This window comes from Spirochaetota bacterium (assembly GCA_017999915.1).
Classification (GTDB): domain Bacteria; phylum Spirochaetota; class UBA4802; order UBA4802; family UBA5550; genus RBG-16-49-21.
In genome coordinates, this window is record JAGNKX010000007.1 from 71,649 (window position 1) to 97,788 (window position 26,140).

The window sequence follows — 26,140 nt, forward strand, 5'->3', positions numbered from 1 at the left end:
GGCTTACGCGTTGCGCATTAGTCGTCGCTGCTTCTCATGACATTCGAGTCATTCCTTGCCAATTTGCGGTACGATGATCTCAGGGCGTTGTTCACTTTGTACGGCAGTATGAGCAGCGCGCCTTTTACGAGTGATTTCATCGAAAAATCGTGCCGTAGGCTTTTTTTCCAGACCCCGATCGCGTTTATGGCATTTCCATTTTCTTTTTCAATCACGGCTTTATCGTATAATAAAGCGGCTAACCTTTTCCCTAGGAATCGTTTCTCTTCCCCGTTGATCTGGCTGTTGTCGAGTAATGAATACGCATTCATTATCTGATTCGAGATGGTTATGGATTTATTTTTCTTGTTGACCGCCGACAGGTTCGCCACCGCATCATCATCCCGCCTGTACGCTATCAATAGCGGTTCGAAGCTGACGCCCCATTCGCCGCAGAGGGATACACGCGTGAAAAAATCACCGTCTTCAAATATGGCCATTTTTTCATTGAACAGTCCGGCCTGGTCCAGTACGCTTTTTTTCACCATGCATGTCGGTACCAGGAACCAGTTGGTAAAACATGCGATGAGGGGCCTCTTGATGATGGAATCCTCAAGGTTTTTTTCCAGGAACCGCCTTTCATCGAAATAGTTGAAGGAATAGTTTTTTCCGATGAAAATGGCGTTTGTAACATGCGCCACGATATGAGGGTGCGAATCAATGAAAGCCATCTGTATCTCAAGCTTGTTCGGATTCCATTCATCATCGGAATCCAAAAAGGCGATCCATTCGCCGGACGCGTTATTTATGCCGGTGTTTCTTGCTGCGGATACTCCCTTGTTTTCCTGGTATATGTATTTTACCTGGCTGCGATAGGCCTCCAACACCGCTTTCGTGTCATCCGTTGATCCGTCATCTATGACCAGTATCTCCTTGTGCACATAGGTTTGATTCAGCGCGCTTTTTATGGCCAGTTCTATTGAGTTTGAACGGTTATATGTCGGGATCACTATTGATACCAGTTTCATTCTTGGCCCTCATTATATCATGTGAACGGCGAATTGAATGTTGCGAAAACGATTGCCGCCGATCTGCTTTATTAAATGCCGAATTTTATTAATGCGAACTGTTTTATAAGGCCGAATATTTTTATCACGTCGTTCATGGAACGGTCAAACCCGACCGTTTCTTCCGGAAGCTTTTCAAACAATATTTGATTGGCCAGTCTGCACAAGTACCTGTTTCTCTTTTTCAGGAGCAGGCTCTTTTGCGATTCGATTACCGTCTCCGGACCGACATTTTCAAGATGGATATCGCCATTGCGTGTGGCGAGTTCCAAGAGGGCTTCGGCTCTCTCGTTCCTCGCAATTACCACGGAATGGCCCGGGCTTGTGCCGGTATACTTGTCAAGCCACGCGTCGCCGAATGATAAATCCGCGGATTCGCCGGTGCAGTCATGGCACAGAAGGCAGCGCTTGTTTCTGTTTTTGCTTTTGCACAATACCGTGCTCCATATTTTGATATACTCTTCACGGTACAGAATTGTATTGTCTTTTGACAATAGCGTGAAATATCCAGGCCATCCATCACCCCGGTACCGGAGCCTTGAAATATCCCCGAACTTGATCCCGCTGTTATCTATGATTTCCTTCGTGGCCGACATCTTTGGAGTATGGGCGCAAAAAAGCGCAATTTTTAAAAAGTCGTATTTCTTAATTGTCTTCTGGTATTTGGTCAGGGCTTGTATGTCGCACGGTTTTCCCACAAATACATAGGAGCCGCCGTCTTTCAGCTTAAGGTCTTTCAATCCCCTGCAGACAAAGGCGGGGGCATATCGTGACCCGCGGGCCGATAGTATGTCATGCCTGGTTTTTGCCAGAATAACTTCGTTGTCAAGAATATCGGAGCCATGTTGCCTGGTGCAGATGACGCCGTCAAATTTTTTGTCATTAAGGAGAGATGTGCAGAGTGAAGTTATAAGGCCGCCCGAAGAAGAAGTCGATCGGATTATTTCGTCGGTTGAATAGCCTACAAAATATGACTTGGCGAATCCGAGCAAATTATAATTATCCTGGTCGGCAATGGGAGTGAGTCCCGGACAAGCCTTGACGCAAAGACCGCAATTGTTGCATGATTCGTTTACGACGGGCTTTTTATCGATGTAGCCCGTTATGCTTATTGCGCCCGCAGGACAAATGCTGTAGCATATTCCACATTTTGCGCACAGGTTTTTAGCGACAACTGTAGAAATGTTTTTAATTACCAATTAAATAACCGTTATGTAGATGATTATTTAATTTAAATCAAAACACAACAGAAGATGTCAAGAATTTATATGCGCAATTTCATGAAAAACGAATAAACCATGGATACTGGTTGAGTATATGCCTGACGGAAATTCATTAAAGGCCGCGGACCAATCACTGGGAATTATATTTTTCAGCAATGAAAAAAATTGTAAATAAAATAAAACTGTCTTGACGATGTGGGCGATGTTAAATTGATGTTATAATGATTTTTTCAAGAAAGCTGTTTTTTATTTTTTCCCTACATCGACCTTGAGTGAATATATATTAATAAGATCTGTCAATCAATTTATTCGTCTAAATGCGAATCGTTGGCAAAATAAAAAAGGATCCATGTATGCTTTCAGAGTTTTTAGGGGAAATATAACAAAAAGGTCTTCGTAAAAATGGATGTGTCTGTAGTAATAGTAAATTGGAATACAGAGGAATTGCTCGGGAATTGTCTTGAGAGTATATATAGAAACACGAAAATGCCCCGTTTCGAAGTAATTGTAGTAGATAACAACTCATCGGATAATTCGGTAAAAATGGTGCGGGAGCGTTTTCCCCGGACGATAGTTATCGCGAATGAAAAGAACGAGGGTTACGCCGCCGCGAATAATATCGGAATAAACCGGGCGAGGGGAAGATATGTCCTGGTCCTGAATTCAGACACTATTTTTACCGATGATTCCCTCTCGAGGATCTGCTCTTTCGCGGATAAACACGAGGATGCCGCTGTTTTCGGATGTAAAATCGTAAACAAAGACATGACCTTGCAGCAGAATACGTATCTGTTCCCCTCCCTGCTTAATCTCGCCCTTGCCGTTTCTTATCTATATAAAATATTCCCGAGAAGCAGGTTTTTCGCCAGGGAACGGATGGGATGGTGGGACTGGACCGATACCAGGGAAGTTGAGGTCATCGTGGGCTGTTATATGCTGGTGCGGATGGAAGCCATCCGTGAAGTGGGGCTCATGGACAACGATTATTTCATGTATTTCGAGGAAACCGACTGGTGCTACCGGTTCAAGAAGGCCGGCTGGAAGAATTTATACGCCCCTGTTTCCGAAGTGATCCATCTTGGCGGGGAAAGCACGAAAAAAAACCGCGATAAAATGTTCCTCCAGTTCAACAGCAGCCGGCTCCTTTATTTTAGAAAGCACCATGGCGTATTTTCCTATGTGATCGCCTGCGCCCTCCTGTTCCTGTTCTTCGCGTTGAGGATTCCCTATTGGCTGATCCATGCGCTGCTTTCCGGAGAAACGGCGGGGCCTGATTTAAACACCGCCTATTTATATTTCACGGGGATGTTTAGATCCTTACGGGGTTGGCGCGGCTTATCAATAAGAATGAAATAATAAATACATCATTATAAGGATATAAGGAGAGGATTTTCCCAGACATGGTGATGGATACTTTAATCGGTATCAATGGTCCAGCCTTTCGATATGAGACTGTCACGTGCCGGTTGGCTTGCCGCGGTAGGCGGGTTATTATTGGTTAAATCAATCGTATAATACTTGGATGTATCACCAGCCGGTCTTTCTCTTCCAAAAGCATCCAATGTTATGAAAATTGAATCAACTGCATCCGAATCGAAATTGTTATTAGATGCGATAAGTCTTACCAGCTCGACGCAGCCATCGATATTCAGGCTTGTCAGTTCATTGTTCTGAACTTCTATATTCCCTAATCCGGTATTTTTTAGAAAGGCTCCTGAGAAATCTGCCGATGTATAGTGATTGCCCCATGCCTGTATGTCCGCGCTGGACGACGTCCCAGTGGAGGATACCCTTAATTCACCACTTTGATTATCATTCCAGATATATAATTCTACGATATATGGAAACTGGCTCATGTTCGTAAAGAGACTGGTATTTGTAATTTGGGTATTGCTCCTCGTGCAAATATGCCGCATCTTGGAGCCGATGATCCCGAAATTGATCGTCGTATAGGCATTGAACGCCCCCCTGAGGTCTTCCAGGTTGGGGCTCTGGGACAGGTCAAGGGCTTGTAAATCGCAATCCTCGAAGCACGCCCGCTTCAGGGCCGGTGTGTTTGTCAGTGTTACATTTTGAAGTGTTGTTGACAAATAGCATTCAATGGTATCAAGCATGATAAAATTACTGAAATCCAGCGAAGTAATATTGTTATAGGACGAGCACCATTGCTGCAGATAGGGGGCCACCAGGTAAAGTCCGGTTACCGAAGTTACATACTGGTTGTCTACTTTTTCAATGGTTTCAACCCCTCCATCGCCCCAGTCGTATCCTATATTGATTCTCGTCACGGCGCTCCACGGCGTAACGTGAAGATAATTTTTTCTCACGGCCGCGTTGCCATAATTTATGGTCGGCGTCGCCGAGCTACTGGTCGTTCCATCCGCCCAGATCCATTCGATCACGGGAGAGCCGGTAACCTTTATGACCGGTGAAAAGGAGGACCCCGATGTCTCAAAGGTGATCATTGTGTAGGTGGTCGCGCTGGCGTTATTGGAGTAATCCGAGTTGCCGGCATCGTTATATGCCCGTATCCGGTAATAGTACGTTGAATCGGGAACAAGCCCTGTATTATTATAAGATGTCGTGTTTGCCGAAGACGTGTCAATTTGTACATATGTGCTGTTATCCGTGCTTCGTTCAATTTTGAAGCCGGTTTCATTGTCGGAGTTATCCTTCCAGGAGAGATTAACCTGGCTACTTGTTGTGGTAGTGGCCTTAAGAGTGTTTGGTGTCCCGGGACTTTTATTGCCGCTGTTGATAAGAGCAAATAACATTACATTTATTTTCTTATCAATAATGCCGCTGATTTGTTTGTTGACGCACCCGGTAAAGCCGGTGACAAACAATATAAGCGCCAGAGGCAAGATGAGATTATTTTTTTTCAAAATTTTTTATTAATAATAACAGCGATTATTTGGACGATTATATTTGAAAGTATTTTACAAATAAAGAAACGGTATTATATCAAGGTTCCCCGGCTGATGATAACCCGGTTCAAATTCTTGATAGAAATAATAAGAAATATATTGATCAGAGCAAAATTTATGTATTTGAATGTGTTTGCAATTATAATATGGAATGGAGTGAAAAAAATCAATATATTTTTCAACGATAGATGAATGCATACAAAGAACCGGTAAAATAAAAATGCCCTTCTTAAATGCCGGCTCCGCCTGATTAGGTTGATTTATATAATTTAGTTTATCCCGGCGATTTTAAACGCCATAATATCGCTGTTATCGTAATTTTGCATTATAATTCTCCCCGGATTGCCGGATACGAGGCTTCTTTCCGGAATGTCTTTTGAAACCACTGAATTTGCGGATATGGTACTGCCGTCGCCTATGGTAATTTTACCTGTTAAGACCGCACCCGGGCCGATCCAGACGTTATTTCCAATAACGGGCGTCTCAAAATCCTGGTATCCCAGGCCCACCCCGATTATGACATTATTCGATACACTGCAATTTTCACCCACGGTAGTTGGTCCGACCAATATATTGGTGGAATGCCCCAGGTGAAAACCGGGCCCTATCTGGGCGTTCCTGTGTATCATCACATGGTGAATCAAACGCATCTGCAGGTCAAAGAACAGGTAAATCAATACCGGGAACAGGCCTATTAGTTTGCTCTTTTTGTATATTCGAAGCGCCCATTGGCCGAAACGGTAGACCGCGATACAATGCAATTCAAAATGCCATATTAAAGTTGTTATTTTCTGAGCAAGAGAGGGATGGGGCGTTTTCCAGGCAATTGTGTATATTTTTTCTTTATCAATTTTAAAATTGCTTATTTTTTTTGTCATATATGCCTTCTGGTGCGAAGAAAATCGATATGTAGATAAAAATTTACATATCAATAGATACATTGTTTTTAAAAGTGTCAATAATTATTCGGTGTGGACTGCTCCGCTATTACATAATGAGTGCGTCCCAAGTTTTGGGATGCGCTCTGATTAAAGCGGGTAAAATATAAGGCAGTGAACGGCGATAAGGTTTCGTGGAGTACAGAATCCGGATGGTTTGAGGATTTCCCGAAACCATTAAAACCCGCTGAAAACAGGTTTTCCTGGGTCTTTATCCATGCGCTCAGCATTTCCCGCACTTTTTCGGCGCCTGACACAGATGCGTGCGTAAAATGGTGATTAAATATCGACAGCCTGGTACATGTTAACTATTGTCCAACATGTACCAGGCTGAGGATGCTTTGATTGATCCATTATAGAAACAGCCGGGGCCCGGTGCGTACCAAGTCCTGGCTGAATAGGGCACATTTTCGATAATAAAGCGGATACGGTCAGTGTAATGACAGCTTCAATTGCCGTCCCATCCCGCTATTCTGGCCAGCATCCACCACATGGCCTTGGCCAAACGTTTTGCCCCATTTGTTCCGAAATGATAATCAATGGTATCCGTTCCCTCATTGTCGGGATGGATAAACGGATGCGTATGGCCGTTCCAGGTCACAGTATTCAATGAGCCCGCGTCATTATACGTCAATATATCGGCAAAATCAAACAGGACGGCGCCTTCTATACTTGCCACCTTTTCTCTTATGTATTGGTGTTTGATATAATTCTGGTATCCCGATTCTCCCTCGCAGGGCGATGAATCTATTGGCCCGGTAGTAAAGAAGACTATTGTTCCTGAATTAACCTGCATCAGGGATTGAATAACGGCGATGTAGGTGTCCATGCATATCGCTGAATCTCCTGAATCAAGTCCCCACCAGACTCCGGGCGTTGTTCCCAACTCACCGTCGGTTGCTCCGAACCAGTGCACGCCGTATACAGCATCCACCGATGGACTGTAATAGGTGTTGAACGCCATATCCCAGCACCATCCGAAGCCTATCGCTGAAATCGGATTACTTTGCGTATTGAGCTGGTATAAAATACTCTGCCGTATCATATTTGAGGCGGTGGAGATATTTGTCGAGCCGCTCCAGAAGTCATGCTCGGAGCAATTTCCCTTGTATTTTCCGCCTTCGTAATCGGCATTGTAGTAGTAATTTGAAGCCCTGAGGTAGGTAGTAACCGACGGGCCCATCCCTGCTCCGGCGGGCGAATCGCTGATAAGGCAGTTATACCGGCTGTTCTCCTGGGCCAGGAGCTGTAATCCCCTGGTATATGACCGCGAGTGCGATTCTCCCGGAATGATAAGCAGCATTTTTTTTACCAGGGCGATGTATTGATCAGGGATGCTGGTGTACCGGGAGACTATCGTATGGTCCGCGATTATTGCCGTGCCGGTTGGATTGCTTGCCAGGGTCGTGGCCGTGGCTTCGCCGTAACCGGTGGAATCACCGATACCGTTATGTGCCCAGACGCGATAATAATACTGGGTTGAGGCAGATAAACTGTTGCTATCGCTATACGCGGTCGTATTGGCGGCAACGGACGCAATATTAACGAAATCTACGTTGTTCGCGCTTCGCTGGATTATAAAGCTTGTCTCATTCGTTGAATTGTCGGCCCAGCCCAGGTTGATGCTATAACTTGACATCGCCGTCGCGGTTAATCCGCTCGGCGACGCCGGTACGACATTGCCTGTGGTTGCAGAGGATGTGTTTGAATATCCTGAATTTCCCGAGCCATTGTACGCCCTTACGCGATAATAATACGTTGTATTGGGAGCAAGTCCTGTATTATTATAAGATGTCGCGTTTGCCGAAGCAGTGGTTATTTGTCCATAATTGCTGTTGTCTGTGCTTCGCTCAATGCTGAAGCCGGTTTCATTGTCGGAGTTGTCATTCCATGATAGATTGATCTGACTGCTTGAAACGGATGTGGCCTGCAAGATGCTTGGGGAGTATGGAGTAAGAGGTTCAGTTGTGTAGGTAGTCGCGCTTGCATTATTAGAATAAGCCGAATTTCCTGCATTGTTATAGGCACGTATCCGGTAATAGTAGGTGGTGCCGGGATTTAATCCAGTCGTGTCATTATACGACGACGCGCTCCCCTTTATTGCTCCGGCAATCTCGTTGAAATTAGAGTTAGTACCGGCGCTCCTGTCGATTCTGAAGCCCGTGACGTTATTGTAATCGTTCTCCCATACAAGATCGATTTTATCGGTGCCTATGGTGGTTGCCTGCAGGTTGGCCGGAGCGTTTGGCGTTATGGCGCTGTTATTTCTAACCAACAGGTTTAAGCCTGCCAGCGTAGACACGTTAAAACCTGAGCCGGCTGTAAAATCAACATTTCCGCACGCGATGAGGAAAATTTGAACTGTCAGGAGTAAGAGGTTGTATTTGTTTTTCATAATTAATACTCCATATCCCCGCAGATAATATTGTCTATATTCTTTCGTAAATTGATCCGCTTATCCATCGGTTAATGGAATGATAAGCGATCATTGTAAATATAGACGAGATGAAAATCTATGTATTTGTTTTTTATATGGATTAACAGATCATGGATGAATAAAGTATAATTCTATTTGTTGCTGTTGCAATGTCCATGATTTTTAAGTTAAACCTTATCAATTTATTTAATTTTTTTTAAAATGTCAAGTTATGCAGGCAATTTTTAAAAAATAACTTGAATACAATATACAATAATTGTTGAAGTTTATACCCATATCTCGTATCTATTTTTCAAGGATTCTTTTCAGTAAAATTTTGTATTAATTTATAAGTATTAAAATTACTTTGACAGGAAAATCTAGGTAATTATGTATTTCTAAGATAAATGATTCATCCTGTTCTTATTATTTTATGATTAACATTTTCATGAAGCCATGTGCGGCATAGCCGGAATATACAGTGTAAAAACAAATCGCCCCGTTGATCAATCCCTGCTGATCAAGATGGCAGACTCCATGAATCACCGGGGTCCCGATGAAAATGGATTTCACGTCAAGGGGAGCGTCGGCCTGGCCCATACACGCCTCAGCATTATTGACCTGAGCGGCGGGTCGCAGCCCATCTACAATGAAGACCGGAGTCTCTGCGTTATCTTCAACGGGGAAATATATAATTATGTAGAATTGCGGGCTGTGCTGGAAAAAAAAGGTCATGTCTTTTATACCCACAGCGACACTGAAGTTATTGTGCACATGTACGAGGAGTACGGTAAGGAGTGCTTCAATCAGTTCAATGGCCAGTTCGCCATAGCCCTCTGGAATGAAAAGAAAAGGGAGCTTCTCCTTGTGCGGGACCGTGTGGGTGTGCGGCCATTATATTACTCCATACTTCCCGACGGGACCCTGGTGTTTGCCTCGGAAATGAAGACGATATTCTGCTTTCCCGGCTTTGACCCTGAAATAGATCCGGAAGGCATCAACCAGATATTTACCCTGTGGGTTAATATCCCTCCGCGGACCATTTTTAAAAATGTCAACGAGCTTGCTCCGGGCCGCTGCATGGTTGTCTCCCAGCATGGGATCACGGTGCATGCCTTCTGGCGCATGCAATTCCCCGATGAGCGCGATTATGAAGACAGGCCCCTCTCATATTATACGGAACGAACACGGGAGCTTCTCTATGATGCGGTGTCCCTGCGACTCAGGGCCGATGTTCCCGTTGCCGCCTATTTAAGCGGGGGCCTCGATTCATCGATCATCACGTCCCTGGTGAAAAAGCATCATATCAATGACCTGGTCACCTTTTCTGTGGCCTTCGGCGACAGGAATTTCGACGAGCGGCGCTATCAGAATGAAATGGTCGACCTGTTAAAGACCGACCATCGAGTTATTGAGGCGAACTACGACACCATCGGCGAAGCCTTTTCCGACGTGGTCTGGTTCTCTGAAAAGCCTATGATACGCACCGCCCCGGCGCCGTTGTTCCTCCTGTCCGGGTTGGTCAGGAGCAACGGCATCAAGGTTGTGCTGACGGGGGAGGGGGCCGATGAGTTCTTCGGCGGTTATGATATTTTCAAAGAGGACAAGATCCGGCGCTTCTGGGCGAGGGACCCCGGATCGAAGTTGCGGCCCAGGCTTTTTTCCGCTCTTTATCCATTCATCTCCAGGGACCCGCGCTTTGAACGGTTCTGGCAGATGTTCTTCAAGAAGGATTTGACCGATACCGGGAACAACTATTATTCGCAGCTGGTACGGTGGCACAACACCTCGCAGATCAAGCGCTTATTTACCAATGAATACCAGGAGCGCTTCACCGAGGAGAGTATCTATCATGACCTCGATGATTATATCGATCCGGATATAAAAAGATGGCACCCCCTCTGCCGGGCACAGTACCTGGAGGCCACGCTCTTCATGTCCGGCTACCTGTTGTCGTCCCAGGGAGACCGGATGATGATGGGTAACTCTATCGAGGGAAGGTTTCCTTTCCTTGACCACAATGTGATAGAGTTTGCCGCCACAATTCCTCCTGTGTATAAGATCTATGGATTGAACGAAAAGTTTGCCCTGAAAAAATCCTTCGAAGACTCGCTGCCCGATTCGGTCCTCCACCGGGTGAAGCAGCCATACCGGGCGCCTATCAGCCAGTGTTTCGCCGGGGACAATTTCGCGGCTTCGATGCTCAACGGGGACCTTGTTCGAAAATACGGATATTTCGACCCGGACAGCGTTGAGCTTCTCCTTAATAAGTTCAGTACCCAGAGGTGGAAGAACATCAGCGAGCGCGATGACATGACCATGGTGGGCCTGATTTCCATGCAGCTGCTGCACCACCATTTCATCGATAAGGGGATGGATGATCATCAACCGGCTTAAAATTGACTTGACGGGATACTGGGAAGCAATAGTATATTTACAATAATCAGCCCATCCGCATGGTTTTCTAGATATAATGCTGGCACAAATAACCCGGTAAGGGCACAATTTTATTATTTGCGAGAAATAGCATGCAAAGCACCCAGGAACTGATCACGAATTATATTAAGGAAAATTTTATCACGGGGAGGAGCTCAAAGGTAGAATTGACTCCGGATATATCGCTCCTGGAAAGCGGCATAATGGACTCCACAGGCATCCTCGAGCTGGTGTTGTTCCTTGAAGAACAGTTCTCCATCAAAATAGACGATGAGGAAATCGTTCCGGAGAACCTTGATTCGGTGAGCAATATCATTCTCTTCTTAAAGAAAAAACAACCGGTCATTCAAAAGTAAAGCCTCATCAATAATTATTGAATGATCGTTTTGCCCGCTTGACGCGCCCCGTTACATCCTCGCCAGGGTTGCAAGAAATTTATCCGCCACTAGGATCCTGCCGGTTTCACTTAAATGGCCCCCATCATGGGTGTACTCGGGAACAAGGGAAAAATGGTCTTTCCCGGCGTTATGGGAGATGCGGCGCGTACCGTCGGGATTGGTCGATTCGTAAAGTTCAATATCAAGAATAGATTTTGGACCATATTTTTTCCTGAGAAGGGAATTGAATTCATTTCTTTTAATATTGACCAGGGAATTGTCCGCCCTGCCGAGGATTTTTTTGATGATATGCTTCAGGTAGTATTTGACATTAATGAACTCTCCTTCAGCCGTCAAGGGCGCGGTGACATGGATGAACGTGGTCCCCGGGTACTTTTTTATCAGGCCGTCCATTGATGACGAGTAATATGCGAACAGATCGTTTATATCGGTATTTTCATCGAAATCAACATAGCAAAACTTGAAAAACGCTATGTCGGTTTTTTTCGCGACGCCGGACCCCATTGTTTTCACAAAGGCGTCCACCTTTGTCTTCGGCTTGCAGTTTTCCCCGTTTATGGAATGGGCGAATATGCCCGCATTGAATTTTTCTGGATCGATTGTCTCCTGCAGGTTTAACGTGACGGCGGGGTTGCTTTTCATAAGATTTTGAATGCCGCCGATAATATCATAACCTACCGATTGGTGGCCGAAATATACCTTTTTAGCCGACAGTTTTTTCCATTCAGCCGCGGAAACGGTCTTGGTATGCAGCTGCTGCACTGATGCTTCCATGGTTTTTCCTCCGCATGCGGATATAAGTATCAATATCGCAGTAACGCATATGGTGGAATATAAAAATGACTTAACACTGGTCATATGGTTCCCCTATGCAAGAAGTGAATTTATTTGATTATTGATTTGTATCGATACTTGTCAATACTTTTTGCAGCGGCAGCTGCCCCGTATGCAGGCCGTAGTTAAACGGCCGGTCCCGGGCCGTTATCCAATAATCTTCATTAATGCCAAAAAAGATTGACAAAACTCTCGCGGGCTCTTTATTAAGAGCGACATTCATCACATTCCATAAGGTAAAGTCGTGCTCTGAGGTTACGCCAGGGGAACGCCAATCGTCGTCAGCCCCGCTGCGCCGAAGGGTACTGTATATTTTTATTGGACGGTTAATCCTATGAAATTCTGCTCGCGCTGTGTCCTGCCGGAAACGTTCCCCGGCATTCAATTCGATGAAAAAAGCGTTTGCAACTATTGCCTGAACGCCAATCTCCCCGATGAGGAAAAGAAAGAAGAATACACAAAGAAGTTTGAAGACCTCCTCGACAGCGTCAGGGGGAAGCAGGACTATGACGTGATAATGGCCTACAGCGGCGGTAAGGATTCCACCTACACGTTATACATGCTGGCCATAAAGTATAAAATGAGGATTCTTGCCCTGTCCTTCGACAACGGCTTCATCTCGCCGCGCGCGATGGAGAATATTGCCCACATGACGGACATCTGTGGCGCCACCAGCATGGTGGTGCGGCCATCCTTCGAGATCATGAAGAAGGTCTTTGCCGTGGCGGCGAAAGAGGACTTCTACAGCCCCAAGACCCTGGACCGCGCCAGCTCCATCTGCACCACCTGCATCGGCCATGTGAAGTCGCTGGTGCTGAAGACAGCGCTCCAGATGGACATACCACTGGCGGCCTATGGATGGTCCCCCGGGCAGGCGCCCATAACCTCCGCCATCATGCAGACAAGCCCCCGCATGCAGGCCATGACCAACAAGACCGTTCGGGACCTGCTCTTCAGGCGCTTTCCCGAAGAGATCAGGCAGTACTTCATCTCAGACGAGGACCTGAAATACCCGGCGGAACGCTGGCCCATCAATATCCATCCCCTGGCTTTCATGAAGTATAATGAAAATGATATTCTCAAGCTGATCCAGTCCCTGGGCTGGGTCATGCCGCAGGATACGGATCCCAACTCGTCGAACTGCACCCTCAACGCCCTGGCGAACCATATCCACCGGGAGAAGTTCGGTTTTCACCCCTATGCCTGGGAGATCGCCGGCATTGTCCGTTCCGGCTCCATGGACCGGGAGGAGGGGATCGAAAAGACCAATAAGCCCGAGGATATGAAAATGGTAAGGTACGGCGCTGATAAGATCGGCATAAAAATATAAAAGTTAGAAAGCAGCATATGACCGCATCTCCGACCCTGATACATCATTTCCTAGAGTCCAGCGCCGGCCGTTTCCCCGACAAGACGGCCCTCATCCATGAACAGGTCCGCGCCACCTACGCGGAGATCAACATGAAAGCCAACAGGCTTGCCCGCGCCCTTGTCTCCATGGGTGTGGGGCAGGGCAACCGTGTCGCGGTCATACTCCATAACAGCCTCGAATATGTGGTGGCCTATTACGGCGTTCTCAAGACAGGCGCCGCCTTTGTGTCCCTTGGCACGGACACCAGGGCCGAAAAGCTGGCTGCCCTCCTTAACGAGATCGAGCCTGCCGCGGTCATATCTTCGACGAGGTTCGAACAGCTGCTGGAGGAAGTCCCGATCTCCGCGATTCCCCTTAAGGCCCTGCTGCTTTCGCAGCCGAAGATGCCCTGGGGCGGCGCTCCCTTTCCTGTAATTAGCCTTGAAGACGTTTTCGCCGGCGGTGACGGTTCCAATCCGGGCCTTGCTCTCGATCCGTCGAGCCTGGCCTGTCTCATCTATACATCGGGTTCCACCGGGGTGCCCAAGGGCGCCATGCTCACGCACTTCAATATCGTCAATAACACGAATTCAATCTGCACTTATCTGCATTTAACTTCAGAGGATCGCCAGATGGCGGTGCTCCCGTTTTTTTACGTTATGGGGAAGTCCCTTCTCAATACCCACGTCGCAGTGGGCGGATCGATTGTGATCAACAACAAGTTTGCTTACACCGGCGCGGTGGTGAAGCAGATGATCGACGAGAAGGTGACCGGTTTCTCCGGCGTGCCCTCGACCTATGCCTACCTCCTGCACCGGTCGCCACTGGCGGCGTCCAGGGATAAGCTTGCCACGCTTCGGTACTGCTCCCAGGCGGGAGGGCACATGGCGAAGCAGATCAAGCAGGATCTAAGAAAGGCCCTACCGGAGCATACGGATATCTTCATCATGTACGGCGCCACCGAGGCGTCGGCGCGCCTGAGCTACCTCGAGCCCTCCGAGTTCGATTCGAAGATCGATTCCATCGGCAAGGCGATCCCCGGCGTCACCCTCCGGGTCCTTGACGAGGCCGGGAATGAGGTGGCCCCGGGCCAGACGGGGGAGCTCACCGCGTCGGGCCCCAATATCATGCAGGGCTACTGGAAGGACCCTGAGACCACGGCGAAGGTGCTGGACGGGAACGGCTACCACACCGGAGATCTCGCCTCCATGGACGGGGACGGATACTTTTACCTGGTGGGCCGCAAGGACAATCTTCTCAAGGTGAGCGGACACCGGATCAATCCCCAGGAGATAGAAGACGTTATGATGGGAAGCGGCCTCCTGGTCGAGGCGGCCGTTATCGGAAAGCCGGACGATCTCAAGGGCAACAAGCTCATGGCCCTGGCGGTACCTATCGATAGCGCCTGCACGGCGGACCGGGTCATGGAATACTGTTCGTCGAAGCTCCCGAAATTCAAGCTTCCCGATGAGATCAAATTCACCCGGGCCCTGCCGAAGAAGGCGAGCGGTAAGATCGACCGGGGCAGGTGCGGGGAGATGCTGGATTGAAATGATAAATCACGATAGTTATGGTATACAATATACCGTAGAAATTATTAATACTTGACATAGATAAAGATATTCACTATATATAATCATCGGGTAACGGATTTCTTTTTCATCCATACATAAAAATAGTGTAGACGTATTCGAAGCAATTCACCAACTGTACCGTTAAGGTGCGGTTAGTTGTTATTTCATTAACTATTAATTTCTATTTATATTCTTTTTTCACAAGATTATTCTAATAACTATTAGAAACGCGAAACCTTACTATTGTAATCAATGAAACGAATATTACTTATAGCCGTTTTTTCCATTTCCCTCCTGCCCGTATCCTGCAAGGTCGACAGGGGCACCCTCATCAGCCTGCCGTTCTTCAGCGTCTTTAGCAATACGGCAGGCCCGAGCATCACCGCTTTCGCCATTAATGGCGTACAGGGCACCATTACTGGCACCGATATCACCCTGACCCTTCCCTGCGACGCCACCCTCAATGACCTGGTGGCCAGCTTTACCATTACCGGCGCCCGGGTCGCGGTGAACGGGGTTGATCAGGTAAACGGATCTACCCGCAATGATTTCACGAACCCCGTTGTGTATACTGTTTATACTTCCAGCAACACACCAAAAAGCTACACCGTATATGCCACGGTGGCTGATAATACCGGGAAAGCCATTACCCGTTTTTCAATTAATGGCGTTGAGGTAGTTCCATCAGGAACCAGCATCACCATTACTTTGCCCTATGGCACCGTTACTACAGCCCTTGTTGCGACCTTCAATACCACCGGGAAAGAGGTAAGAATTGGAAGTGTGGTGCAGGAAAGCGGCGTAACCAGTAATGATTTTACCACCCCCCAGAACGTGAAAACCTATACGGTAGAAGCCTGTAACAGAAAGATGCAGGATTATACAGTCACTGTCAACATAGCGAAGAATAGCGCTAAGGATATCACGGGTTTTAAGATACTCAGCGCTGCCGAGACCATAGGGGCCAATACGATAACCCTTACCGTTCCCTTTGGCACTGATGTAACAACTCTTACACCGACAATTAATATCACTGGCGATAGCGTGAGCCCTGCTTCAGGGGTGACGCAAGATTTTACCAATCCCGTCACTTATACGGTAACCGCCGCCGACAATACAACCAAGGAATACACGGTCACTGTGTCTGTAGCGCCCAGTGATGCCAAGGATATCACTGAAGTCGAGATACTGGGCATACACGCGACTCCCGTAGGCAATACGATCACTATGACAGTGCCTTATGGTAATGATGTTGAGCATCTAACGCCGTTGATCTCGATCACCGGCATGAGTGTGTACCCTCCTTCGGGATTGGAACAAAGTTTTAAAGATCCAGTCATTTATACAGTAACCGCCGCCGATGGCACGACCAAGGATTACACGGTAACGGTAAACGTTGCGGCGAATCCCGCGAAGGACATAACCAGCTTTACCATTCCGGGTATGAGCAACCTTGAAATTAAGACTGATACAATAACGTTGACCATGCCCTATGGTACTGATCTGACTGACCTGACCCCGACAATCGAAATCAATGGCGTGGATATAAGCCCAGACACGGGTGTATCACGTGATTTTTCTTCTACCGTATATTATACGGTAACAGCAGCCGACACTTCAACCAAACAGTACGCTGTTACAGTAAACGAAGGCCCCAGTAATGAATGCGCCATAGATAGTTTTACTATATTGGGCGAAAGTGGTATTATTGTCGATATGGGGACGTACAATACAATAACACTGACCGTGCCATATGGTTCCGGGTTAACTCTGACGCCTACAATAGTTGCATCAGCGGGTGCAACAGTTAGCCCCGCCTCAGGGGTACAGCAAAATTTTGATACTGATATTGATTATGTTGTAACGGCAGCCGATGGCATATCATCGAAGATGTATACTGTTCATGTTGAGGAAGGCCTTAATAGCGCCAACGATATATTGATATTCTCCATTGACGGTACTGGCGGTTCAATAGGAGCTAATACTGTAACACTGAATATGCCCTATGGGACGAATGCAAAAAGTCTTACACCGTCCATAACCGTCTCTTCTAGAGCCACTGTAAGTCCCGAATCAGGGGAGACTCGAAATTTTGAAAGTCCTGTTCTATACACGGTCACCGCGGAGGACGGCTCTCAGAAGATATATACGGTGACCGTCATTCTTGATCCCGGCGACGACTGTGATATAACATCGTTCTCTATAGGTGGAGTAAATGGGACCATTGGAACGAGCACCATAAGCCTTAACCTGCCCTTCGGGACAAGTAAAACAAGCCTGACACCGTCAATAACTGTATCTGATGGCGCAAGTGTTAGCCCTGTTTCGGGAGTGGCCCGGGACTTTACAGGAACGGTTCATTATATCGTAACAGCGCTGAACGGCACCACTACAAAGGATTACGCGGTAACCGTTACAGCAAACCTGAGCGGAACCTACGCGGTGGGTTACTATTATAGCGGTAATGATATCGCCTGCCTGTGGGACATCGCCAAGGCCACTCCGGTGAAAACTGACCTTGAGACAAGCGCCCATAGCTCAAGGGCCATCAGCGCTTCGGTCCTGGGCGATACCGTCTATATTGTTGGTAAATACGATGGCAATCCCTGCTATTGGAAGATAGTAGGTGAAAGCGTGACACCATATGTGTTAAGTACCGGGATCACAATACCCGTTGATGTTGTTGATTCCCTCATTATCGACTCGGCGAGTTCCGATGATTATTTATATATTTCCGGTACAAACAATAATGTTTCCGGCTCCAGTCGGGCGTGCTACTGGAAAGTTAACCTTACTGATGATAGTTATAATATGGTACTCCTGACTGTGAGCGGTACTGACTCTTCATTGGGCAACGAGATTGCCGAATCCAGCGGCACTATTTATATAGCAGGAACATCGATTAGCACCTATGAGACTCCCTGTTATTGGAGCATTGTATCCGGTGGAGGCACACCAAACTGCTTTTATAACGGTATCGCTTACGGCAGAATTATGATGCTTAATGGGACCGAAAAAATTGTAGGTGGGTGGTATGATTATAATACTATAGTCCCTTATACGCAGGCCGAGTATTGGACCTGTATTGAGTCAACGGGTACATTGGTTAAATTACTCCCTGACATGCCAGGTACCAATTATTCCTCAATTGTAAACTCTTCATTGTATCAATCCGGGACCAATGATCGTTATTTTGTCGGACAGCTCATGGGCTATGCGTCCTATTGGCTTGCTGATAATGCTGGCGTTTCCCTTCCCGGCGATGGAATTTCCAATGCCTATGAAATAATGCAGAATGATGATGATGATATTTATATATCTGGTTATTGTAAAGCCAGCGGCGACTCGGTATCCTCTTCAACCGCTCGCGTATGGAAGATGAGCGGAGGCACTGTAACAGAAACTATTACCCTTACAGAGAGCACCGCCGGCGAATCCGCCGCCCGTGACGTCTTCATAAAGAATTAATTTGTAAATACCATACGATGATTAAAACTCAAATAATCAAGGAAAATAAAAAACCGAAAGTTGTCATACTGGATTACAAGGAATATCTGCGTCTTAAAGAAAAGGCCGACGATTATGACGATTACATAAGCGCTGTAAAGGCCGTTAAAACGACAAAAAAATTGCATTCCCTTGATGATGTCGAGAAAAAACTCGGCTTATAGATCTAATCCCCCGTCAGATACTTCTCCAAATACTCCGTAAGATCATTCAGGTTCTTCCGTATCATCGACTTGAACTCGGGCGGAATGTTCTGGGCCATGACCACCTTGTAGTAGTTGATGGCGTCCCGGACCTTGCGCTTCTTGATGTACTCGTTCGCCTTTTCCAGCATCGGCTTGTACTTGTAGAATGAGTATTCTATGATGTTCTTTTCCCGGGAGAGGCCGATCTCGTCGGGGAGCTTGGTGAAATCGTAGCTCACCTTCAGGATCGGGAGCTCCTTGGTCTTGCGCTTCGTGGTGGAGAGGAGACGCCGGTAGAACGACTCGTCCTCCCGCTGCTTCATGTCGATCTCTTCGGTGGTGGTGACGTCCTCGTCACGGCGCTCCTTCTTTTCGCCGATGATCTCGAAATCGCCCTTGTCCCGCTCCTTTTTGTCTTCCCGGAGGATCTTCTCGAAAATTTCGTCGTCGGTAAGCTCCTCCCCGGACTTGTCCTTGCCGTACTCGCTCAGGAGCTCGAAATCGTCCTTTTCCTCCACGTCCTCGGCGGAGCGCTTCAGGTGCTCCGATTTCTCAATTCCCGGCTCGGTGACGGAGGAGGGCTCCGGCGCCGTCTTCTTCGGGATCCGGTCGAGCATCTCCTTGAGGGCCCGGGCCTCGTCCATCTGCCGCCCCATGTCGAATTTCGCCTCGGCCAGGGAGGGCTCCGTCGCGGATTCGGGGATGCTGGCCTCGGCCATGTCCTTCACGGCCTTGGTCAGGCTCTTGAATTCGTTTTTAAGGTCTGCCAGCTCGTCGGTCTTCGCCAGGCTTTCAACCGCGGCCCTGGCTTCGGCGGCCGCTTCGCTGACCGCGGCCGCGGCCTCGCCGGCGGCGGACGCTTCACGGGCCGATTCGAGGGAGTCCAGGCGCTCGGTCAGGCCGGACAGGGCGTCGGCGAGCTTGCTCTGCGCGGCGGCTGCCTCGCCGTCCTCCTGGGGAGCGGCCTTCAGCCTGTCCAGCTCCTCGCGCACGTCGCTCAGCTCGCTCTTGAGCTTGTCCGTCACGTTCTTGACGATGGACTCCATGTCCACGTTCTTGGACGGATCGATGATGCCTATATGGATGGTTTCGGGCAGGGAGTCGATCTTGATCGCGTTGGAGGGCAGGCCGCCCATCTTGATCTTGATCTCGCCGCCGCTGCCTTCTTCGCCGGTGGCGCCGCGCTTCGCCAGCTCGTCCTTGCGCCTGGCGTCCTCTTCCTTCTTCTTCTTGAACTGCTTGAGGTACTCAATGTCGGCGTCGATCTTGAACCTGGTGTCGATATCCTGAATGCGGGACCTCACTCCCTCGAAAAGGGATATGGCCGTGGAATAATCCCCCTTGGTGGCGTAGATCTCGGAGTTGAGGAGGGTCCTCCGGTATATCCTGAAGCGGGAGGTTTCCGGTATGATCTCGTCGGCCATGTAGGGGAGCTTGAAGGGCCCCTGCTGCTCCTCTTCGGCGGACGCCGCCGCCTCATCGGCCTCCATGTCTGATTTTCTCCGCCGGTGCGGGACCGCGCTTTCGGGGAATTCCTTCTCGATCTCCTTGTCGCTGGCCCTTCTCCGGAAAGTCTTGTCCTCCTCTGAGACGCCGCCCTCCCGCCTGTCCGCAATATCGCTCTTGCCCCCCAGGAGGGCCCATATGAGGATGAGGATAATGACCAGGAGGATGATGATCAGGATAATATTCATGGCGCCAATGTTCTATCGCTAACTATTATAGTATATAAAAAAACGCGTTTTGTAAAGGATAATACTTTTAAATCATGGGTATAAAATAGGTAGCAGTTTAATTTTAGAGGGGAGCATGGAGCCATCCCGGCGAGAAGGCGACATGGATGTCGCCGATTCCGCCGAGTCAACATGGATGTTATACGAGGCGGATGAGCGGGATGGCCCATGCCCCCCCCTAATTTACTACTTCTACCTATAAAATATGTCTGTTTATATTTTCGACATAATCCCTTTACTTTGCCCGACAAATTGATATATTTATTGAAAAAAAGATGGACATTCTGCGTGTAACTTTTGTAAGTTCACAACATCACATTTTTTAACGAGGATACTATTATGGCACAGGATAAAATAAACAAGGACATGACCTTCGGCGATCTGCTTCGCCAGTTTCCCAAGGCCGGTCCCATTCTCATGGGCTATGGCCTGCACTGCATAGGATGTCACATCGCCGTGACCGAGACCATCGAGCAGGGCGCCCGCGCCCATGGCATGGATGACAGCTCGATCCAGAAGATGATGCAGGACCTGAACCTTCAAGCTGCGAACTAGTAAAAAATATAATCCCCCGAATTATCTCCGGGGGATTTTTATGTCTTCGGATAGTTATCGATATCGCCGGTTATGTTACAGGATTATTATTGAGCGAATCACGCCCCGATGAATCGACGTGGTGTTTTTGCTAGTATCTTACAGGAGTGTATCATGTCAGAATTTAAAAACGTTTCCATAGTAAAAAAGGCGAATATCTATTTTAATGGCGGGGTCACCAGCCGGACGGTGTTATTTCCGGACGGCTCGAAGAAGACCCTGGGCGTCATGCTTCCCGGCGAATATGAATTCAACACCTCCGATAAGGAGATCATGGAGATCTTTTCAGGCGATATGGATGTAATGCTGCCAGGCGCCGGGACCTGGAAAACAGTCAAAGGCGGTGAATCCTTCGATGTGCCGGCCAATTCCAAGTTTCAGCTCAAGGTCAAATCAATCTCGGATTATTGCTGCTCCTTCGTGAAATGAAGCCTGCGCAGGGACTCGGTTTTAGGCGCCCCTACGCGTATCCGGATACCAGCACCACGGTGGACATCTTCCTCACAAGGTAGCGGTTCCCATCAAGAAACGGCTCCTTTCCCGCGTCGAAAATGTCGAAGGGCGGATCATTGGCGGTGTCTATCGCCACCTTCCACCTGCCGCCCGATGGCGCCGGCGGGACCTCGAATTTCCGGTTGACCCTTCCGCTGTGGAATATCATGTAGATGTCGCTGTCGGCCCTCCCTTCAGTCGTTTCCGCGTATTCCCCGCAGATGAGCATGGCGATGGAGCGGCTGTCGACGCCCCAGTCCGGCTCATTGACGCGGAACCCGTGCCAGCTTATGTCCGGGTGGGACCTGCCGCCGGTGGCTTCGCCGGAGAAGAAGCTCCCTTTCCTGAGGAGTGGGTGCTCCTTCCTGAACCGAATCATTTCCCTCGTGAATCGAAGGAGGTCACGGTTGAGCTCCATCAGGTCCCAGTCGACCCAGGAGATATCGTTGTCCTGGCAGTAGGCGTTGTTGTTTCCCTTCTGGGTCCTCCTGAATTCGTCGCCCCCCAGCATCATCGGGATTCCCTGCGACAGAAAAAGGGTGGACAGGTAGTTCCGGATCATGCGGGAGCGCATCCTGGTTATGAGCTTTGTCGCGTCCGGTCCCTCCACGCCCAGGTTGCAGCTCAGGTTGTGGTTCTCTCCGTCGGCGTTCTCCTCGCCGTTTTCGGCGTTATGCTTCTTCCGGTAGCTCACCAGGTCGTTCAAGGAGAAACCGTCATGGCAGGTGACGAAGTTGATGCTCTGCAGGGGGCCCTTCACCGAGGAGCCGTACAGGTCCGAGCTGCCGGTGACGCGGGTGGCGAAATAGCCGACCACGTTCCTGTCGCCGCGCCAGAACCTCCGGATGTCGTCGCGGTACTTGCCGTTCCATTCGGCCCACCGCCCGGGGAATTCCCCCACCTGGTAGGCGCCGGCGGCGTCCCAGGCCTCCGCGATGATCTTGGTGTTCCGCAGTATGGGGTCTTCGCCGATGACCTCTATCAGGGGCGGATTGCTCATGATGCTGCCGCTCTGGTCCCTCCCCAGGATCGACGCCAGGTCGAAGCGGAAGCCGTCGACGTTCATGTCGATGACCCAGTAGCGGAGGACCTCGAGGATGAATTCCCGCACCAGGGGATTGTTGCAGTTGAAGGTGTTGCCGCACCCGGAGAAGTTGGTATAGAACCGGGGGTCCTTATCGAGTATGTAATAGATCGAATTGTCTATGCCCCGGAACGAGATGGTCGGCCCGGTCTCGTCCCCCTCGGCTGTATGGTTGAAGACCACGTCGAGGATCACCTCTATCCCCGCGCCGTGAAAGGCGTGGACCAGGTCCCTGAATTCGGCCACCTGTTCGCCCATGGCGCCGGAGGAGGAGTAGGAGCCCTTGGGCGCGAAAAAGGCCATGGTGTTGTAGCCCCAGAAGTTCTTGAGCCTCTTCCCGGTGAAGGGATTGATGTTCGTGTTGTCGTCCTCGTCGAACTCCTGGACCGGCATCAGCTCCACGGCGTTGATGCCCAGCTCTTTCAGGTAGGGGATCTTTTCCATGAGGCCCCGGTAGGTGCCGGGACTGCCCACACCGGAGGATCCGTGGCAGGTAAATCCCTTCACGTGGAGCTCGTAGATGATATAGTCGCGCTCCGGTATGCGCAGCGGCATGCCGTGGAGGATCCGGGGCCTGTCCAGGGCTATGCACCGGGGCATGAAGGGTTTGCTGTCGGCGGATGAGAATGAAAGGTCCAGGTCGGGAGAGCCGGCATTGTAGCCCTGGGCCATGGTGAGGTCCCACCGGCGCGTCCCGGTTATGGCCCTGGCGCAGGGATCCAGGAGCAGCTTGTTCTTGTTGAAGCGGTGCCCCTTGTCCGGCTCGTAGGGGCCGTCGATGATGTAGCCGTAGATCTGCCGTTCCGGCAGGCCCTCTATCAGGATGTGCCATATGTCCCCGGTCCGGTGGAGATCCGGGTCAAGCGGCACCTCGATATAGGGAGAATCCGCTTTATCGGATTCAAAGAGGAGAAGGGTCACCGTCGAGCAGTGCCTGCTGAAGATCGAAAACTGTATGCCGTCTTTCGTGACATGGGCCCCCAGGGGAAGGGGGGACCCGGGCATCGTTTTCAGGTTGCCCATGGCGCCATCCTGTTTATTTCACCTCGGCCGTCAGCATCAGCTTGATCGTGTTCTGCTCCGGGTCGTTGGTGTATACCATGACTGACTTGGTCAGTTTTCCGGAATGGTTTCCGGTTTTAAGCGTTATTTCTATTTCTCCGCTGCCTCCGGCAGGGATGTCCTTCTTGGAAAGAAGGACGCCGGTGCAGCCTCATCCGGCCGAGATCTTGTCTATCACCAATGTGCCGTCACCGGCGTTCTTGAACGCGAAAACGTGTTTGACTTCGATGTTCTGCTCCTGCCTGCCGAAGTTGTGTTCGGTTTTCTCGAATTGGATCCTGGGCTTTCCGTTGCAGTACAGGACCGCCGGCAATAGCAGCAATATAAGGAATTTCTTCATTGAATAGGGCCTCCTTGATGTGCATAATTAGGATGGGCGATGATTTTAATATGGCAAGCATTTTTTTAGATGGTTCAGATATGCCCCTGGATCCCCCAGGGACCGCATCAGTGCTGTGGGATCTTTTATACCCTCATCCCCCGGCCCCTTCTCCCATTAAGAATTGAAGAAAGGAGAAGGGGAGGCAGATGTAGGCCGTTATTACAGAAACCCTCTCCTTTTTTCCGAGCTTAATGGGAGAGGCTCCCGACAGGAGGTCGCAGTGCCGAGCGTGGCCAGGAAGGCCAAAAAGCGCTCGGCGTGCGCGGAGAGCGGGTGAGGGGCCGGATTTTTTAATTTTTTTCGCAAAAACTATTAAGTATTTTCGCCTCCCTTCCGATCATAGTAATGATTATTATTGATACACTCCTATCATAAAATTTACCAGGTTGAAGGCTTTTGCAGCTCGCACTCCTGCAAAAGCCTTTTATTTTCTCTACACCTTCCGGCCTATAATACAATTTTGTTTAATAATATTTTATTACCTATATTACGATAATGTAAATGTGTGTTGATGTTTGAAACATTGATACAATTATGCGTTGATAGTAATCTTGGCCGCGTGAAGTTTACACTTGGTTCTCGCAGAGCCGCAGGGGCGCAGAGAAAAATGGGAAAACAATATTAATCTCTGCGTCTCAGCGCCTCTGCGAGAGATCATTCAAGAATTGTTGTGGCCAATACCGGATAGAAAAAAAAGTAAATTTACAATAATATTAGGAAGGAGTTTCTCCCATGTGCTCAACGGGAGTCCTTGAAAGAACAGGCAGCATGATATTCGTCATAAATGAACAAAACCCCCAGAAACGGCTCATAGACAAGGCCGTTGAGGTGTTGAGGGAGGGGGGCGTTATCGTGTACCCGACCGACACCGTGTACGCCTACGGGTGCGACATCACCGACAAGCGCGCCATCGAGAAGATCTACTGGATCAAGCACATAGGCCGCAACAAGCCACTCAGCTTCATCTTCAGCGATATTTCCGAGATCAGCGCCTATGCCCGCAATATATCGGACCGGGCCTTCAAGATAATGAAAAAGGCCTTCCCGGGCCCCTATACGCTCATATTCAACGCCACGAAGCTGGTGCCGAAGGTGGCCATTACCAACCAGAAGACCATCGGCGTGCGCATACCGGACAACAACATAGCCCTTGATCTGGTGCGCACCCTGGGGCGGCCCATAATGTCCGCCAGCGTCAGCACCTCCACCGGCGAGTATATCGTGGACCCGAAGGACCTTGAGAAGATATACCGGAACGAGGTGGACCTGGTCATCGACGCCGGTCCCAAGGTCTCCGAGCTGTCGACCGTCATTGACCTGACCGATGGAAATCCGGTCGTGCTGCGTGAAGGGAAGGGGGAATTATTTTTTTAAGTGGACAACGGGGGGTTCTGGTTTACTAAAGGTAAATTATTAGACTTGTTGCATAACTTGTTTTTATCGGGGTCAAGGGGCGAAGCCCCTTAAAAAGCCCCCGCAGGGGCCGCCTGCGAGTGCGAGACGCCAGTTTCGCAACAAGTCTATTATTATTTTTGAGGTATTATTATGGAAGGTTTACGTGATTTTTTAAAGGTTGTGATTGCCATCGCCATATTCCTGGGCCTGGGCGCCATCGTATCATTCATATACTATAACATCAGGAAAAGGGACCTCTTCGGAGGATATATCGGAGGCCTGGTGGTCGGATTCATCGGCGCCATCATCGGCGGTTATATCCTTGATTACCTCTTTTACAACATCTCGGTGATGGTCCTCGAGTTCCTTTCGCGGGGCATCGGGGTCAATGTCATCGCCGGCTTCATCGGCGCCTACGCCGCATTGTATATCATGAACCGGCTGAACCACAACCGGGAGCGGAAGAAATTTTGACTCGGACAGGGGGCCGAAATGCCCATGGTGGTGGAATATAAAAAAAAGAGGGCTGTCCTTCAGGGCAGCCCTCTCGTTTTATCGCTATC

General features: G+C 49.0%; 21 protein-coding genes. 11 read left to right on the forward strand and 10 right to left on the reverse strand.

Features of this window, described 5'->3' with window-relative positions; translation table 11 throughout:
* Positions 1 to 17 precede the first annotated feature (17 nt).
* Entirely contained in the window at positions 18 to 1,007 is a 990-nt protein-coding gene (locus KA369_11605) for a glycosyltransferase family 2 protein (GenBank protein ID MBP7736611.1), read from the reverse strand.
* A gap of 71 nt (positions 1,008 to 1,078) precedes the next feature.
* Positions 1,079 to 2,245, reverse strand: coding sequence for a Coenzyme F420 hydrogenase/dehydrogenase, beta subunit C-terminal domain (locus KA369_11610; protein MBP7736612.1), 1,167 nt, complete (start codon positions 2,243 to 2,245; stop codon positions 1,079 to 1,081).
* Between the two features lie 468 nt (positions 2,246 to 2,713).
* On the opposite strand from KA369_11610, the gene KA369_11615 reads away from it, so the two are divergent.
* A complete protein-coding gene (locus tag KA369_11615; GenBank protein MBP7736613.1) occupies positions 2,714 to 3,625 on the forward strand; it encodes a glycosyltransferase family 2 protein in 912 nt (303 codons plus the stop codon).
* Between the two features lie 59 nt (positions 3,626 to 3,684).
* On the opposite strand, the gene KA369_11620 is transcribed toward KA369_11615, so the two are convergent.
* The 3 genes from KA369_11620 to KA369_11630 form a co-directional block, all read right to left on the reverse strand.
* On the reverse strand, positions 3,685 to 5,154 hold the full coding sequence (locus KA369_11620) for a fibronectin type III domain-containing protein (GenBank protein MBP7736614.1): 1,470 nt from the start codon (positions 5,152 to 5,154) through the stop codon (positions 3,685 to 3,687).
* 311 nt (positions 5,155 to 5,465) lie between these two features.
* A complete protein-coding gene (locus tag KA369_11625) occupies positions 5,466 to 6,074 on the reverse strand; it encodes a serine acetyltransferase (protein ID MBP7736615.1) in 609 nt (202 codons plus the stop codon).
* A gap of 508 nt (positions 6,075 to 6,582) precedes the next feature.
* Positions 6,583 to 8,529 (reverse strand): fibronectin type III domain-containing protein, encoded by a 1,947-nt coding sequence (locus tag KA369_11630; GenBank protein MBP7736616.1) that lies wholly within the window; start codon positions 8,527 to 8,529, stop codon positions 6,583 to 6,585.
* Positions 8,530 to 9,006: 477 nt separating this feature from the next.
* On the opposite strand from KA369_11630, the gene asnB reads away from it, so the two are divergent.
* Together asnB and KA369_11640 are read left to right on the forward strand one after the other, a co-directional pair.
* Positions 9,007 to 10,947: an asparagine synthase (glutamine-hydrolyzing) gene (gene asnB / locus KA369_11635; GenBank protein ID MBP7736617.1), complete on the forward strand. Its 1,941-nt coding sequence runs from the start codon at positions 9,007 to 9,009 to the stop codon at positions 10,945 to 10,947.
* Positions 10,948 to 11,078: 131 nt separating this feature from the next.
* Positions 11,079 to 11,342, forward strand: coding sequence for an acyl carrier protein (locus KA369_11640; GenBank protein MBP7736618.1), 264 nt, complete (start codon positions 11,079 to 11,081; stop codon positions 11,340 to 11,342).
* A 51-nt stretch (positions 11,343 to 11,393) separates the two neighbouring features.
* Here the strand turns inward: KA369_11640 and KA369_11645 are convergent, their stop codons facing one another.
* Positions 11,394 to 12,158, reverse strand: coding sequence for a hypothetical protein (locus tag KA369_11645; protein MBP7736619.1), 765 nt, complete (start codon positions 12,156 to 12,158; stop codon positions 11,394 to 11,396).
* Positions 12,159 to 12,552: 394 nt separating this feature from the next.
* On the opposite strand from KA369_11645, the gene KA369_11650 reads away from it, so the two are divergent.
* From KA369_11650 to KA369_11665, 4 genes are all read left to right on the forward strand, one after another.
* Complete coding sequence (locus tag KA369_11650; GenBank protein MBP7736620.1) at positions 12,553 to 13,548, forward strand: hypothetical protein; 996 nt, start codon at positions 12,553 to 12,555, stop codon at positions 13,546 to 13,548.
* 17 nt (positions 13,549 to 13,565) lie between these two features.
* Positions 13,566 to 15,119: an acyl--CoA ligase gene (locus KA369_11655; GenBank protein ID MBP7736621.1), complete on the forward strand. Its 1,554-nt coding sequence runs from the start codon at positions 13,566 to 13,568 to the stop codon at positions 15,117 to 15,119.
* 276 nt (positions 15,120 to 15,395) lie between these two features.
* Entirely contained in the window at positions 15,396 to 18,611 is a 3,216-nt protein-coding gene (locus KA369_11660; GenBank protein MBP7736622.1) for a hypothetical protein, read from the forward strand.
* A gap of 17 nt (positions 18,612 to 18,628) precedes the next feature.
* A complete protein-coding gene (locus KA369_11665) occupies positions 18,629 to 18,814 on the forward strand; it encodes a hypothetical protein (protein MBP7736623.1) in 186 nt (61 codons plus the stop codon).
* Between the two features lie 2 nt (positions 18,815 to 18,816).
* On the opposite strand, the gene KA369_11670 is transcribed toward KA369_11665, so the two are convergent.
* Positions 18,817 to 20,529, reverse strand: a complete 1,713-nt coding sequence (locus KA369_11670) for a hypothetical protein (GenBank protein ID MBP7736624.1) — start codon at positions 20,527 to 20,529, stop codon at positions 18,817 to 18,819.
* Positions 20,530 to 20,907: 378 nt separating this feature from the next.
* Here KA369_11670 and KA369_11675 point away from each other — a divergent pair, with 378 nt between their 5' ends.
* Complete coding sequence (locus tag KA369_11675) at positions 20,908 to 21,123, forward strand: DUF1858 domain-containing protein (protein ID MBP7736625.1); 216 nt, start codon at positions 20,908 to 20,910, stop codon at positions 21,121 to 21,123.
* 153 nt (positions 21,124 to 21,276) lie between these two features.
* Entirely contained in the window at positions 21,277 to 21,591 is a 315-nt protein-coding gene (locus KA369_11680) for a pyrimidine/purine nucleoside phosphorylase (protein ID MBP7736626.1), read from the forward strand.
* A gap of 31 nt (positions 21,592 to 21,622) precedes the next feature.
* On the opposite strand, the gene glgX is transcribed toward KA369_11680, so the two are convergent.
* The 3 genes from glgX to KA369_11695 are packed head-to-tail and all read right to left on the reverse strand — an operon-like array spanning position 21,623 to position 24,140.
* Entirely contained in the window at positions 21,623 to 23,761 is a 2,139-nt protein-coding gene (glgX, locus tag KA369_11685; GenBank protein ID MBP7736627.1) for a glycogen debranching protein GlgX, read from the reverse strand.
* A 13-nt stretch (positions 23,762 to 23,774) separates the two neighbouring features.
* Positions 23,775 to 23,918: a DUF1573 domain-containing protein gene (locus KA369_11690; GenBank protein MBP7736628.1), complete on the reverse strand. Its 144-nt coding sequence runs from the start codon at positions 23,916 to 23,918 to the stop codon at positions 23,775 to 23,777.
* A gap of 33 nt (positions 23,919 to 23,951) precedes the next feature.
* Entirely contained in the window at positions 23,952 to 24,140 is a 189-nt protein-coding gene (locus tag KA369_11695; protein MBP7736629.1) for a DUF1573 domain-containing protein, read from the reverse strand.
* Between the two features lie 810 nt (positions 24,141 to 24,950).
* Here KA369_11695 and KA369_11700 point away from each other — a divergent pair.
* Positions 24,951 to 25,556, forward strand: coding sequence for a threonylcarbamoyl-AMP synthase (locus KA369_11700; protein ID MBP7736630.1), 606 nt, complete (start codon positions 24,951 to 24,953; stop codon positions 25,554 to 25,556).
* Between the two features lie 171 nt (positions 25,557 to 25,727).
* Positions 25,728 to 26,051, forward strand: a complete 324-nt coding sequence (locus KA369_11705) for a hypothetical protein (protein ID MBP7736631.1) — start codon at positions 25,728 to 25,730, stop codon at positions 26,049 to 26,051.
* Positions 26,052 to 26,140: the final 89 nt, after the last annotated feature.

Excerpts from the sequence above, each read along its gene's own strand:
- KA369_11605 (MBP7736611.1), bottom strand. The coding sequence starts at position 1,007 with ATGAAACTGGTATCAATAGTGATCCCGACATATAACCGTTCAAACTCA.
- KA369_11625 (MBP7736615.1), bottom strand. The coding sequence starts at position 6,074 with ATGACAAAAAAAATAAGCAATTTTAAAATTGATAAAGAAAAAATATAC.
- KA369_11630 (MBP7736616.1), bottom strand. The coding sequence starts at position 8,529 with ATGAAAAACAAATACAACCTCTTACTCCTGACAGTTCAAATTTTCCTC.
- asnB (MBP7736617.1), top strand. The coding sequence starts at position 9,007 with ATGTGCGGCATAGCCGGAATATACAGTGTAAAAACAAATCGCCCCGTT.
- KA369_11640 (MBP7736618.1), top strand. The coding sequence starts at position 11,079 with ATGCAAAGCACCCAGGAACTGATCACGAATTATATTAAGGAAAATTTT.
- KA369_11645 (MBP7736619.1), bottom strand. The coding sequence starts at position 12,158 with ATGGAAGCATCAGTGCAGCAGCTGCATACCAAGACCGTTTCCGCGGCT.
- KA369_11650 (MBP7736620.1), top strand. The coding sequence starts at position 12,553 with ATGAAATTCTGCTCGCGCTGTGTCCTGCCGGAAACGTTCCCCGGCATT.
- KA369_11655 (MBP7736621.1), top strand. The coding sequence starts at position 13,566 with ATGACCGCATCTCCGACCCTGATACATCATTTCCTAGAGTCCAGCGCC.
- KA369_11660 (MBP7736622.1), top strand. The coding sequence starts at position 15,396 with ATGAAACGAATATTACTTATAGCCGTTTTTTCCATTTCCCTCCTGCCC.
- KA369_11665 (MBP7736623.1), top strand. The coding sequence starts at position 18,629 with ATGATTAAAACTCAAATAATCAAGGAAAATAAAAAACCGAAAGTTGTC.
- KA369_11670 (MBP7736624.1), bottom strand. The coding sequence starts at position 20,529 with ATGAATATTATCCTGATCATCATCCTCCTGGTCATTATCCTCATCCTC.
- KA369_11675 (MBP7736625.1), top strand. The coding sequence starts at position 20,908 with ATGGCACAGGATAAAATAAACAAGGACATGACCTTCGGCGATCTGCTT.
- KA369_11680 (MBP7736626.1), top strand. The coding sequence starts at position 21,277 with ATGTCAGAATTTAAAAACGTTTCCATAGTAAAAAAGGCGAATATCTAT.
- glgX (MBP7736627.1), bottom strand. The coding sequence starts at position 23,761 with ATGGGCAACCTGAAAACGATGCCCGGGTCCCCCCTTCCCCTGGGGGCC.
- KA369_11695 (MBP7736629.1), bottom strand. The coding sequence starts at position 24,140 with ATGAAGAAATTCCTTATATTGCTGCTATTGCCGGCGGTCCTGTACTGC.
- KA369_11700 (MBP7736630.1), top strand. The coding sequence starts at position 24,951 with ATGATATTCGTCATAAATGAACAAAACCCCCAGAAACGGCTCATAGAC.
- KA369_11705 (MBP7736631.1), top strand. The coding sequence starts at position 25,728 with ATGGAAGGTTTACGTGATTTTTTAAAGGTTGTGATTGCCATCGCCATA.